This is a genomic window from Erwinia sp. AK-PDG3-5 (assembly GCF_056821705.1).
On sequence record NZ_CM165967.1, the window covers coordinates 2,779,229 to 2,791,565 of the forward strand.

General features: G+C 57.4%; 11 protein-coding genes. 8 read left to right on the forward strand and 3 right to left on the reverse strand.

Translation table 11 applies throughout. From position 1 onward, the window contains the following. Nucleotides 1-88: 88 nt before the first annotated feature. From icmH to AC1UKS_RS12810, 7 genes are read left to right on the forward strand one after another with little or no spacing between them, the layout of a single operon-like run. Entirely contained in the window at nt 89-1,312 is a 1,224-nt protein-coding gene (icmH, locus tag AC1UKS_RS12780) for a type IVB secretion system protein IcmH/DotU (protein WP_482433889.1), read from the forward strand. Next, entirely contained in the window at nt 1,312-3,435 is a 2,124-nt protein-coding gene (tssM, locus tag AC1UKS_RS12785; protein WP_482433890.1) for a type VI secretion system membrane subunit TssM, read from the forward strand. Before icmH ends, tssM begins: the two co-directional genes overlap by 1 nt. Before the next feature lie 14 nt (nt 3,436-3,449). Then, nucleotides 3,450-4,148: a type VI secretion system-associated protein TagF gene (tagF, locus tag AC1UKS_RS12790; RefSeq protein ID WP_482433891.1), complete on the forward strand. Its 699-nt coding sequence runs from the start codon at nt 3,450-3,452 to the stop codon at nt 4,146-4,148. A gap of 38 nt (nt 4,149-4,186) precedes the next feature. Next, nucleotides 4,187-5,353 carry a type VI secretion system-associated FHA domain protein TagH gene (gene tagH / locus AC1UKS_RS12795; protein ID WP_265910238.1) on the forward strand — a complete coding sequence of 389 codons (1,167 nt, stop codon included), beginning with the start codon at nt 4,187-4,189 and terminating at the stop codon, nt 5,351-5,353. Next, complete coding sequence (locus tag AC1UKS_RS12800) at nt 5,350-6,126, forward strand: PP2C family protein-serine/threonine phosphatase (protein WP_482433893.1); 777 nt, start codon at nt 5,350-5,352, stop codon at nt 6,124-6,126. Before tagH ends, AC1UKS_RS12800 begins: the two co-directional genes overlap by 4 nt. A 14-nt stretch (nt 6,127-6,140) precedes the next feature. Next, on the forward strand, nt 6,141-7,091 hold the full coding sequence (locus tag AC1UKS_RS12805) for a hypothetical protein (protein WP_482433894.1): 951 nt from the start codon (nt 6,141-6,143) through the stop codon (nt 7,089-7,091). Nucleotides 7,092-7,106: 15 nt separating this feature from the next. Next, nucleotides 7,107-8,552, forward strand: a complete 1,446-nt coding sequence (locus AC1UKS_RS12810; protein ID WP_482433895.1) for a serine/threonine protein kinase — start codon at nt 7,107-7,109, stop codon at nt 8,550-8,552. A 10-nt stretch (nt 8,553-8,562) separates the two neighbouring features. Here AC1UKS_RS12810 and AC1UKS_RS12815 read toward each other — a convergent pair whose 3' ends face one another. Next, a complete protein-coding gene (locus tag AC1UKS_RS12815) occupies nt 8,563-9,240 on the reverse strand; it encodes a gamma-glutamylcyclotransferase (RefSeq protein WP_013201857.1) in 678 nt (225 codons plus the stop codon). A 616-nt stretch (nt 9,241-9,856) separates the two neighbouring features. On the opposite strand from AC1UKS_RS12815, the gene chaA reads away from it, so the two are divergent. Further along, the gene (gene chaA / locus AC1UKS_RS12820; protein WP_013201856.1) at nt 9,857-10,948 is read left to right on the forward strand and encodes a sodium-potassium/proton antiporter ChaA; all 1,092 of its coding nucleotides are present in this window, start codon (nt 9,857-9,859) and stop codon (nt 10,946-10,948) included. Between the two features lie 71 nt (nt 10,949-11,019). Here chaA and AC1UKS_RS12825 read toward each other — a convergent pair whose 3' ends face one another. Both AC1UKS_RS12825 and kdsA read right to left on the reverse strand, forming a co-directional pair. Next, nucleotides 11,020-11,433, reverse strand: a complete 414-nt coding sequence (locus tag AC1UKS_RS12825) for an META domain-containing protein (protein WP_482433896.1) — start codon at nt 11,431-11,433, stop codon at nt 11,020-11,022. Between the two features lie 34 nt (nt 11,434-11,467). Next, the gene (gene kdsA, locus AC1UKS_RS12830; RefSeq protein ID WP_053143528.1) at nt 11,468-12,322 is read right to left on the reverse strand and encodes a 3-deoxy-8-phosphooctulonate synthase; all 855 of its coding nucleotides are present in this window, start codon (nt 12,320-12,322) and stop codon (nt 11,468-11,470) included. Between the last annotated feature and the right edge of the window lie 15 nt (nt 12,323-12,337).

The window sequence follows — 12,337 nt, forward strand, 5'->3', positions numbered from 1 at the left end:
GCCACGGACGGCCAGAAATCACTCTTCGATCCGACGACCCAAAGCGCCCGCCTTGCTGGCGCCACACAGCCGAGACAGTAAAAGCCTGATGACCCCGGAATACCCCGCTGACGCGCTCCCTTACGTCAGCCCAGAAAACCCGTTGCTGGCCGCAGCGGCACCGTTGCTGAATGCAATTGTGCAGATCCGCCTGGCAGCCACGCATGACGACCCTGCCGGCCTGCGTCAGCAACTGGTCGATGAGATCCGCTTGTTTGAAACCCGATGTAAACAAGCCGGCCTGCCCTTTGACATGATTATTGGTGCCCGCTACTGCCTGTGCAGCGTGCTGGACGAAGCCGCGGCGCAAACCCCGTGGGGCACGCGCGGCGTCTGGTCGGGCAACGGTCTGCTGGTCACCTTCCATAATGAAAGTTGGGGTGGTGAAAAAGTCTTCCAGCTGCTTTCCCGCGTCTCGCAAAATCCCAAATTGCATCTGCCGCTGCTTGAGGTGATCCACTACTGTCTGCTGCTGGGCTATGAAGGCCGTTACCGTGGCATCGACCAGGGTAAGCTGCAGCGTGATGCGTTGCGCACCCGCCTGGCCCAGTTGATTAGCGATACCCGCGTGCAGCAGCAACCGCTGGTCGAACCCCAGCCGTTATCGCCCGCCAGCCAGAACACCTTCTGGCGACCGCCGGTGCCGTTGTGGGCATGCGTGATGCTGACCGCCTTTGTGGCCAGCCTGATTTATTCCGGCCTTAACTGGCGTCTGGGGAATTCGGCGGAGCCGCTGCTGCGTGCCATCTGGCAAACGCCGCTGCCCAAGGCCGAACCGGTCAGACGCTCCTCGACGCAGGCGATGCTGGATTTGCGCACGCGACTGGACGATCTGATCGTTGACCGCACGCTGGATGTTGCCGACGGCGCCAATGGCAGCAAGGTGATTATTGCGGCCGACAAGCTGTTTAACCGCGGCGGCAGCGATTTAACCCCTGCGGGCCGGGCGATCATGGTGCGCGTCGCCGCCGCCATGGATAACATCAGAGGCACGCTGCAGGTCAGCGTTTATACCGATAACCAACCGCAGCGTACCGCCCGCTTCCCATCTAATTATGAATATTCGCTGGCTCAGGCCCATACGCTGACCTCGCTATTGCAGCAGCTGATGATTCAGCCTGGCCATATGATCCGCGGTGAAGGCCGCGGTGACAGCAACCCACTGCTGCCGAACGACAGCCAGGAAAACCGGGCGCAAAACCGCCGGGTGGAAATCCTGCTTTTCCCGGCGCCTGAAGTTCAAAGCAGCAGAAAACCCGCGGGGAAATCCTGATGTCTTCTCGCCTTTATTCCCTGATTTTTAGCCGCCTGCTGTGGGGCTTTTTCGGCATCAGCGCGCTGTCGGCGGTGATCTGGATGCTTGGCCCTCAGCTGTTAATCGGCGGCAGCCACTGGCTGGAGCCGGTCATCAACCGCCAGCTGGCCATTTGCCTGTGCTTCTTCCTGTGGATCATCTTCCAACTGATCCCCCAGCTGTATCGTGCCTGGTTCAACTCGCGCTTGCTGAATAACCTGCAGCACAATGACAACGTCGATTATGCCGACCGGGCAATGACCGAAGAGTTGCTCAGCACCCGCTTCAGTGAAGCGGCCATGCGGCTGAAGAAAACCCAGTTTAGCGGGCGGGATCGCAAGAAAAAGCCGCGCGGCTGGCTGCAACGCGTTAATTCCCAGTATTTGTACCAGCTGCCCTGGTACATGATTGTCGGCGCGCCTGGCGCGGGTAAAACCACGGCGCTGGTGAATTCGGGCCTTGAATTCCCGCTCAGCGACAGCTTCGGCAAAACCGCGCTGCGCGGCGTTGGCGGCACCCGTCATTGCGACTGGTGGTTTACCGAAGACGCGGTGCTGCTGGATACCGCCGGGCGTTATACCCTGCAGGAAAGCCAGCGCGCGAAGGATGCCAACGAATGGCAGACCTTTATCACCCTGCTGAAACGCTACCGCACGCGTCAGCCGATCAACGGGGTGATCATGACCGTCAGCGTCGCCGATCTGCTTAGCGACTCGGCCGAAGCGCGTTTTAATCAGGCGACGGCGCTGCGTCAGCGTATGTCCGAACTGCACCAGCAAACCGGTATCCACTTCCCGGTGTATGTGATGGTGACCAAAACGGACCTGCTGAAAGGCTTTATGAGCTATTACGCGTCGCTGGATAAAGCGCAGCGCGATCGCATCTGGGGCTTCAGCTTCCCGTGGGAAAATAACCGCCAGAGCGAATCGGCCATTAACCAGCTGTTCGATCGCCAGTTCCGCCTGCTGACCCAACAGCTGCAGGACGATCTGGCCGGCAATATGGCGCGGGAAAGTGACCTGACGCTGCGGGCCGAGTGCTTCCTGTTCCCGCAGGAGTTTGCCTCTTTACGGCCACTGCTGGCGGAATACCTCGATATTGTCTTCTCCCCGGAAAATGGCGACATGCCGTGGTCAGTGCGCGGCGTGTTCTTTACCAGCGGCACCCAGGAAGGGCTGCCGTTTGACCGCATAATGGGTGAGTTGAACAGAAAGCTGCAGCTGCCGCAGGCGTCAGGCCACTCCATCGCCAGCTGGGATTCGGTAAACCGCCATGCGCCGATCCCCGCTAACAAAGGCCAGAGCTATTTTATCCGCTCGCTGATGGATGACATGATTTTTGCCGAAAGCGGGCTGGCAGGCAGCGATCGCTCCTGGGAGCACCGTAACCGGCTGCTGCACTGGGCCGGTTATGCCTCGCTGGCACTGGCGCTGATGATTGCCACCATGCTGTGGACCACCAGCTATTATAAAAATCAGCAGTATCTGCACCAGGTGGAAAGTCGGATGACTGCGGTCGACCAGCAGGCGAAACGGCTGGCAGCCAATAACTCCGGGGATATCCTGGATCTGCTACCCTTCTTAAACAGCCTGGTGGCATTGCCGCAGAGTCAAAGTTTCTCGGTTGAAGCGCCTCCGCTCATCATGCGCGGCGGATTATATCGCGGCGGCCAGGTGAGCGATGCGGCCTGGGGCTTTTATCAGAATGCGTTGAAATCCCTGCTGCTGCCGCGCGTGGCGCAAAATATCACCCAGACCCTGCGGCAGGACAAGGGTGATGACAGCGAGTTCAGCCGGAATGCGTTGCGCGCGTATAAGATGCTGTATCAGCCGCGCAGTTATGACGGCGAATTCTTACGCGGCTGGGTGATGCAGAATCTTCAGCGTACCCTGCCGGCGAACGTCACCACCCGCCAGCTTCAGCAGCTGGACTGGCATCTGAGCCAGCTGCTGGACCGGCAGATCCAGAGTTCTCCCTTTATCCGGGACAATACGCTGATGATGAGAAAGTTAGCGCTGGATTTGGAAAATGCAGGACGACAGCCCGAAACAGACACGGTAATAATTCCTGCGGCTGAACGTGTAGCAGCGAACGTTCACTGAATAAGGTCAGCACTATGGCAGAAAATACAGAGTTGGGATGGTACGGCAAGCTGCCTTCCACCGGTGATTTTCTTCAGCGCAGGTTGCCTGAGGCGATGGTCAACAGCTGGTCAAACTGGTTCCAGCTCGGTTTATCGCACTGGCATCACCACCGCGAACGCAACGCCGAGCTGTTCAGCCGGGCGCCGGTATGGAATTTCGCTCTGCCCGCCACGCTGGGCGTGCAGCGGGTGCAAATTGGCTGCCTGCTGGCCTCACGCGACAGAGTGGGTCGCGCGTGGCCGCTGCTGGCGGTACAAAGCGTGCCCCTCAGCCTCTGGCATCCGGCGCAGCTGGCGGTGTCGGGCGACTGGTTCAGCCACCTCGGCCAGACTTTGCACCGTGCGGTGTCAACGAACGTCACCCCTGACGCACTCAGCCAGGCGTTACTTTCTCTGCCGCCCCTGTCGCTTCCTGACACCGGCAGATCGGACATTATGGACGTGATTGGCTACCAGGATCTTCCCTGCACGCTGGCCTGGCATGAAGTGTCACAACGCTTCAATCCCGGCCAGTACACCAGCTACTGGTGGACCAATCAGAGCGACGGCTATCCTCTGGTCAGCCATAAACACAGCGGCAACCTCACCGCACAGCTTTTTTCACAATTATTCGATCCGGCCGCCGTGGCGCAACCGGGTCGACATGGACTCTATCCTCCGATGTTTGAATAGAGTTATTTGGCCTCTGGCCCTGGCTTCAGGAAAAGCGCATGCGATTTACCATTGTTGAGAGCAGAACCGAGGCGCCCGTCACCGCCTGTGACTTTGTCGCCCCCGGCGGCACCATTGGCCGCAGCGTGGATAACGATCTGGTCCTTCCCGATGACGAACGTGCCATTTCTCGCCTGCAGGCGGTGGTGCACGTGGCCAGCAGCGGCGACTGCCGGCTGACCAGTCACGGCAGTGTGATTGCGGTGTTGCATAACCAGGCGCCGCTGGCACGCGGCAGCCAGATTGCGCTGCAGCATGGCGATTTGCTGAGCATTGGCGACTATCAGATCCAGGTCAGCGATCCGGCGCGGGCTAGCGAAACGCCGTTCAGCGATGTCGACCCGCTGGCCCTGTTTAGCGAGGATCACTCGCTGCCGGCCGATCCGTTGGGGATCCTGCATGAAGAAGAGCCGATTATTATCCACTCCACCGATGCGCAGACGCCGGAACAGCTCGCGGCGCGCACCGCCCGCCAGAATGATGCCAGGCTGGGAATCGAACCGATTGGTCATGACGGCCCTTACAGCGAGCGTCCGACCAGCGACAGCAACGCCGAACGGCTGCTGGCGGCGCTGATGGAAGGCATGGGTCTGGAGCACGGTGCGGGTAAACCGGCGCTCACCGAAGATCAGCTGCGGATGACCGGCAGAATGCTGAGCCTGTTTTCGCAGGGAACGGTTGCCCTGCTCTCTTCGCGCTCGATCCTCAAGCGCGGCGTGAAGGCTGAAATGACCATGATCCTCAATGAAGCCAATAACCCGTTCAAAATCCTGCCGTCGGGTAAAACCGTGCTGATGCAGATATATCAGAGCCAAATGCCGGGCTTTATGCCACCCGAGCAGGCGGTGCGCGATGCGCTGGTCGATCTGCAGGCGCATCAGCTGGGAATGATTGCCGGCATCCGCGCGATTATCGCCGCCATGCTGCAGTCGTTTAACCCTCAGCGGCTGGAGGATAACGCGAAACGTGATGGCGTCTTGCCAAAATTTGGCCTGCCGGGCAGCAAAAAAGCCGCGATGTGGCAAGCCTATCAACGTCATTATCAGAACACCTCAGGCGAAATTGAGGACGATTTCCATACCCTGTTTGGCGATGCATTCCTGCAGGCCTATGACATGGAAGTGAATCAGTACAAAGACTCACAAATCCGACCGGAAGATGAATGAAGATTAATACTGCCTCGACCTCAGAAATTGGCGCAAGAGAGAGCAATCAGGATGAAACGGGTGAGTACACCGGCGCGCATTCTGCCTGTTTTTTAGTCTGCGATGGCGTGGCGGGCACCGAGGGTGGTGAGATCGCCGCCCGACTGGCCCGTGATGCATTACTGACCGAATTCGCCAATGACCGGCCGATAAATCCGGCTGATACCGAAAAGTGGGTCACCAAAGCCGACCAGGCGATCCGCCAGGCGCAGAGGAATAATCTGAATTTTAAGCGCATGAGCACCACCCTTGCCGCGCTGTTTATTGACCGCGTGCAACAACGCGCATGGTGGGCCCACGCTGGTGACAGCCGTGTTTATCACTTCCGTCGTGGGTTCATCCATACGGTGACCCGCGACCACAGTCTGGCCCAGCAAATGAAAGAGGCCGGTGTTGATAATTCCGGTATTAACAGTAATTTACTTTATAATGCGCTCGGCGCCGATGGCACGCTTCCGGTCAGTTACAGCGATGTGATCCAGCTGGAAGATGGCGATGCCTTTTTGGTCTGTACCGACGGCTTCTGGTGCAGCCTGTCGCCACAGGAAATGGAGCAGGCGCTGCGGATGGTCAACTCGCCGGAAGAGTGGCTGGCACTGATGCAAAAAGCCATTAATCGCAGTGAAAAAAAAGACAATTTGAGTGCTGTGGCCGTTTGGGTAGGCTCGCCACAGGAAACCACCCTATTACAATCGATGGCGGATTCGGCTCGTTTTTTACCGCCGCGTGATTAACACCAAGGATCGCTATGAAATTCTGGTTGCCAGCTACTGCCACACTGTTGATAGCAACTGCCGCACAGGCTGATGATTACCGCGTAGTTTACTCTCCCAGCCTGGCGCTGGAAGTGTTTATTGATAACGTGGAAAGTAATGCGCCGCAGGACTGGTGCCAGGATAACATTCATTTACGTATCGTCTCCGGCAAAAGCAAAGAGTCCAGCGTGCTGACCACCTTCCTGCCGCGCGTGGGCAACCTGCTGCAAAATCAGTGTGGCAAGCTGGTCGAACTGCCGTGGCAGATGACCAACGATGCCGGTTCGGTTCTGGCTACCGGTACCGCCTCGAAAGAGCAGAGCTGGCGCCCGATCGTCATTGCTGATGCCACCGCCGCCGCAACTACCAGCAATGCCGCACCGCTGGATCTGTCACAGCCGGCCAACAGCGCGCCGTTGCAGCATTTCGATCTGCCTGCCGGCTGCCATTTCCGCACCTGGTGGGACGACAAAGGCCAGTCGCTGTTTATCCCCGACAGCAAGCGGCTGACCTGTTCAACCGAAGGCTGGCTGGAAGGCCCAAGCGAACTGACCCTTTCCAGCAACGGGAAATCCGAGCCGGTGCCGGTGCAGTTCTACGAAGGCTACCCGCTGAAAAATATTCACCCTGCCTCCGGGGCGCTGGATATTGTCGCAGCCAACAATCAGCGTCTGGTAGCCGCCAAAGCCGACGCGCCTGACAGTTGGTTACTGCTGCCGTTTAACGCCACGCAGCACGTCTGGTCCTTTGATGGCGTGATGCTGGTGAAAATGGACAAAACCCAGGCAAACGATCCCGAGCAGCTGAAAACCCGGGTTGATGCACTGCGCAAGGCCTGGGCGAAAGTGATGGATCCGCAAGCGAAGATTACCGTGCTGCTGGTTGATGACCTGCATGCAGACCTGGCCGATCCGGCTATTGGCGCCTGGCGCACCGTTAACTAACTCCGGATGGATACTATGTCGGCGAACGAGAAAACCAAAACAGTCCCCAATGCGCTTCCGGCCGGGCACCGTTTTAATGAGTTTGAGATCAAGGAAGTGATTGGCGGTGGCGGCTTCGGGATCGTATATCGTGCCTGGGATCATCTGCTTGAGCGCACCATTGCGATCAAAGAGTATCTGCCGATTTCGCTGGCCTCGCGCGGGGACGATCTGACCATCGTGCTGCGCGGTGAACGCTATCAGAAGTTATTTAACGCCGGGCTGAACAGCTTTATTCAGGAAGCCCGCCTGCTCGCTCGCTTTAATCACCCCGGCTTGCTGCACGTGCTGCGCTTCTGGGAAGAGAACGGCACCGCCTATATGGGCACGCTCTACTATAGCGGAATGACGCTGAAAGAGTGGCAGCAAGGCAGCCCGGAAAGCGTGACCGATGGTTGGATCCGCCAGCTGCTGCCGCCGTTATTCGGCGCCATCGATACCATCCATCGCGGTGGCTATCTGCACCGGGATATCTCCCTCGACAATATCCAGATTCAGGATAACCAGCTGCCGGTGCTGCTGGACTTTGGCTCGGCGCGCAAAGAAATCGGTAATCTCTCCGATGAAACTGAGATTATGCTCAAGCCTGGCTACGCGCCGATCGAGCAGTACAGCGAAGAGAGCGACAGTGAACAGGGCCCGTGGACCGATATTTACGCGCTGGGTGCGGTGCTGCATACGCTGGTGACCGGCAATCCTCCGCCGGTCAGCGTGGTGCGCTGTATTGAAGATCGCTATCAGCCGCTGACGCAGCTGCGACCAGAGGGCTTCTCGTTATCCCTGTTAAACGCCATCGACCAGTCGCTGGCGATGAAACCGCAGGATCGCCCTCAATCTATTGACGCGCTGGCTGCGCTGATCGAGCTGCCGGTCAGCACGGTTGAGCAGCTGGTAACGGCAGTGACGCAAATCTCCGAACCGGCCCCCGAACCGTCAGTCGAGCCGGAGCCGCTTCCTGAACCGGTGATGATTGCCGTCAACCCGACGGCGGGCTCCGCAGAGATGGTCAGCCCGCGCAGCAGCCGTAAGCTGTCCAAACCGCTGGCGGTGTTAAGCGTGGTGGCACTGGTTGCGGTGGTGGGTCTGGTGGTGATGCTGAACCGGGGAGGCGATAAAACCGTCGAGCATCCGGCCGCGGCGGCGACGGCAGATGCCACTGCACCGGTCGCCAGTGCTGCGCCACCGACAGCAGCGCAGAACACCGGCCCGATGCTGGCAACGGTCTATCTGAAGCTGACCGCCGGCGAAACCGTGTTGCTGAACGGCACGCCGATGGACGTTAAGCCCAATAACAACGGCTATGCCTCGCTAAATCTGGCGGCGGGAAGCTATAAAATCGAAGTCCATTCCGGCACGGCGGTACATAGCCAGCAGCTGGATATCAATAAAGCGGGTACCTGGCTGATTAACCCTGGCGTGTAAACGGTGGGGATCACCCCACCATATTGTTGTGGCACTCCTGCAGCTCGCGCACGCGCTGAACCAGGTCGGTCAGGCAGTCGTCATACAAGCCCCGCTTCTTTAACTCCTGTTCAAGGGAGTAAAGATACTGCGCGTTAGTACCTAATGGACCGCTGGCTTGTGCAATCAGCGGCGCAATGGTTTTCGGGCAGGAATCGGCTTCATACAGCGCATGGCGTGGATCCATCACGAACGCCATTGCGGTCACCGTGCGACCGTCTGCCAGCTTCAAATCGCACCAGGTCGGCAGATAGCAGCCGGTGACCATCTCGCGCTTCCACAGCAGCTCCAGCTCTTCATGCAGCTTCTCTTCAGGCAAACGATAGGCCAACCCGGTGGTTTCACCGCCCTCTTTCAACGCCAGCATGCGTCCCGGCTGGGTGGCCGTGCCGCGCCCGGCGGTTAAGCGCAGGCAGAATGCCCGATGCCAGCCTTCCAGCGTGCCTTCGGCAATTTCATCCGATTCGAAGATCGGGTTCCACATCAGCGAGCCGTATCCAAAAATCCACACCGGGCTATGATTGGGACGACAGGCCAGCGTAGCGGCTAATGAGGCTGCCCGTTGCTCACAGGTCCATAACAACGATTCCTCAATAGCACCAAAAGCTGTCTTACAATCCGCTTTTAACAGGAAATCTCTTGTTAACATAACCCCTCCGCCCGCCACTGCTCACTCCCTGCCACTGCGTTTTACCGTCCCTGAAATTGAATTATTATGAAACTCATGGTTTCAACGCTATCAATGACCCTATGTCATTCATCACGCGCAATCAAGTTTGAACCGCGTCACAAAAGAAAAAATTTCACTTAACTTCATCATCGGCATTATAAGAATAAACTTCAGCAGCAATGTGGCGAACAGAGGGCTTTATCCGCGTCTTTTGCTGCTGCCTGGAACAGCACACTGCTGGCCGCCGCTAAAGTCACGCCTTTCACCGCTCTTAAGCAAAAAATCTGCTTTACGCCCTGTTTACTCAGCAAAAATCCGCATAAAGCCAAATAAAGGTCGGGTTAATAATAAATAAAGGAAAAATAAGCCATGGCAATACAGTATGATAGGTTACTAAAGTCATAGTTATTGGTCATTTAAGCCAAAAATATTAATAACCTGTAAATTATGGTAAATAGTACAGGTTTAAAGTTGATAACCCGTTACAATTCCGTTGCTTGTAATATAACCACTGCCGTTCGATGCTATTATTTATGCCTGCAGGTGTTCCCTTAATTCAGGCTAACAGGACAGATAAACAAGGATAAATCAGCCTATGAGTGCCCATGAAGGCGTCAAAACACGCCATAAAGAAACATCCCTAATTCTTCCCCTCGCCGCGCTGGGTATATTGTGGTTTTGGGGTGCCTCAAGCTCGTTTCCCATCGTTATCACCATCAACCTTATTGCCCTGTTCGCTATCCTTAGCAGCGCCTTTAGCGTGGTTCGCCATGCGGATGTGCTGGCACACCGTCTGGGAGAACCCTACGGCTCGCTGATCCTCAGCCTGTCGGTGGTGATCCTGGAAGTCAGCCTGATCTCGGCGCTGATGGCAACCGGCGATGCCGCACCGGCATTGATGCGCGACACCCTTTATTCGATCATCATGATTGTGACCTGCGGTCTGGTCGGCGCGGCGTTGCTGTTGGGCGGACGCAAGTTTGCCACCCAGTACGTTAACCTCGCCGGGGTTAAGCAGTACCTGATCGCCATTTTCCCGCTGGGTATTCTGGTGCTGGTGTTTCCTAATGCCCTGCCCGGTGGCAACTTCTCCGTCGGCCAGGCGCTGCTGATTTCGGCAATTTCTGCCGCGATGTATGGCGTGTTCCTGCTGATCCAGACCAAAACGCACCAGAGCCTGTTTGTTTACGAACATGAAGATGAGGGCGATGACCCGCACCATGGCAAGCCGTCCGCGCACTCCAACATCTGGCACTCGGGCTGGCTGATTGTGCATCTGATTGCGGTGATTGCAGTGACCAAGATGAACGCCACGCCGCTGGAGTCCTTGCTGACCACGCTGAATGCGCCAGAACAGTTCACCGGCTTCCTGGTGGCCTTGCTGATCCTCTCACCGGAAGGTCTGGGGGCGATTAAAGCGGTGCTGGCGAATCAGGTGCAACGTGCCATGAACCTGTTCTTCGGTTCGGTACTGGCGACCATCTCGCTGACGGTGCCGGCGGTGACCATCATTGCCACCCTGACCGGTCAGCAGCTGATCTTCGGCCTTGAACCACCCCAGATGGTAATGATGATTGCGGCGCTGTTGCTGTGCCAGATCTCCTTCTCCACCGGCAGAACCAACGTGCTGAACGGCGCGGCGCATCTGGCCTTGTTTGTCGGCTATCTGATGACCATCATGCTGTAGCGCTAAACGCACAGCATAAAAAAACGGGGCGATTTATTCGCCCCGTTTTTATTTGACTGACTGAAGAAGAGTTACTGCGCGAGATACACCAGCGAGTGGCCCGCCCCGGTCAGCGTAAGCGTGTTCTGCTCAAGCTTAACGGTGGCGCCCGCGGTGAGCATTTTACCAATGGCCATTTCCCACTGGTTCAGCTTCGGATCGCTACACATCATGCGGGTAGACGCCATTTGCGGCACGCTCAGCACGTTGCCTTTCAGCGTGCCCTGACCAAAGAAGCGATTACACATCACGCCGGTGACGCGCATTTCATCACTGAAGTTGATCCCCGGCTTCATGCCCTGAGGCGCGCTGATGGACTGGCCATCCACGGTGGTCAGCACAAAGTTACGGTTGGCTAAAGACGCCTGCGCGTCGTGCTGGGCAGCGCTACTGCATCCGCCCAGCACCATGGCGGCCGTTAACACGGCGAGGGTTCTTTTCATCATTCACTCCTTGTCCTGATTGTCCTTAACCGATTACTCAGTTGCTGGTATCCAGCTCCGCAAAGCTTTTCACCAGATCATCAATCGCTTTAATCTGCGCCAGGAACGGCTCCAGCTTATCCAGCGGCAGCGCCGAAGGACCGTCGCATTTCGCGTTAGCCGGATCCGGGTGCGCTTCGATAAACAGACCGGCCAGGCCAACGGCCATCCCGGCGCGTGCCAGTTCGGTGACCTGACCACGGCGGCCGCCGGATGCAGAGCCAAACGGGTCACGGCACTGCAGCGCGTGGGTCACGTCAAAGATCACCGGGCTACCGTTAGACACCTGCTTCATCACGTTAAAGCCCAGCATATCCACGACCAGGTTATCGTAACCAAAGTTGGCACCGCGATCGCACAGGATCACCTTGTCGTTGCCGCCTTCGGCAAACTTATCGACGATGTTACCCATCTGGCCTGGGCTGACGAACTGGGGTTTCTTGACGTTGATCACCGCGCCGGTTTTCGCCATCGCTTCAACCAGATCGGTCTGACGGGCGAGGAAGGCCGGCAGCTGGATCACGTCCACCACGTCAGCCACGGTCTGCGCCTGGCTGGCTTCATGCACATCGGTGATCACCTTCACGCCGAAGGCCGCTTTGATGTCCTGGAAAATACGCATTCCCTCTTCCAGGCCTGGGCCACGGTAAGAGTGGATGGAAGAGCGGTTGGCCTTGTCAAACGAGGCCTTGAACACATAAGGGATACCCAGCTTCTGGGTCACGGTGACGTAATGCTCACAGATGCGCATCGCCAGATCGCGAGATTCCAGCACGTTCATGCCACCAAACAGCACGAACGGCAGGTCGTTTGCTACCTTGATATCGCCAATGTTAACCACTTTCTGTTTCATGTCTTCGCCTTATTC

Bases quoted from the DNA above. Each gene is read 5' to 3' on its own strand.
- AC1UKS_RS12825 (WP_482433896.1), bottom strand. From the start codon at position 11,433: ATGATGAAAAGAACCCTCGCCGTGTTAACGGCCGCCATGGTGCTGGGC.
- AC1UKS_RS12805 (WP_482433894.1), top strand. From the start codon at position 6,141: ATGAAATTCTGGTTGCCAGCTACTGCCACACTGTTGATAGCAACTGCC.
- AC1UKS_RS12800 (WP_482433893.1), top strand. From the start codon at position 5,350: ATGAAGATTAATACTGCCTCGACCTCAGAAATTGGCGCAAGAGAGAGC.
- kdsA (WP_053143528.1), bottom strand. From the start codon at position 12,322: ATGAAACAGAAAGTGGTTAACATTGGCGATATCAAGGTAGCAAACGAC.
- tagF (WP_482433891.1), top strand. From the start codon at position 3,450: ATGGCAGAAAATACAGAGTTGGGATGGTACGGCAAGCTGCCTTCCACC.
- AC1UKS_RS12810 (WP_482433895.1), top strand. From the start codon at position 7,107: ATGTCGGCGAACGAGAAAACCAAAACAGTCCCCAATGCGCTTCCGGCC.
- chaA (WP_013201856.1), top strand. From the start codon at position 9,857: ATGAGTGCCCATGAAGGCGTCAAAACACGCCATAAAGAAACATCCCTA.
- tssM (WP_482433890.1), top strand. From the start codon at position 1,312: ATGTCTTCTCGCCTTTATTCCCTGATTTTTAGCCGCCTGCTGTGGGGC.
- AC1UKS_RS12815 (WP_013201857.1), bottom strand. From the start codon at position 9,240: ATGTTAACAAGAGATTTCCTGTTAAAAGCGGATTGTAAGACAGCTTTT.
- icmH (WP_482433889.1), top strand. From the start codon at position 89: ATGACCCCGGAATACCCCGCTGACGCGCTCCCTTACGTCAGCCCAGAA.
- tagH (WP_265910238.1), top strand. From the start codon at position 4,187: ATGCGATTTACCATTGTTGAGAGCAGAACCGAGGCGCCCGTCACCGCC.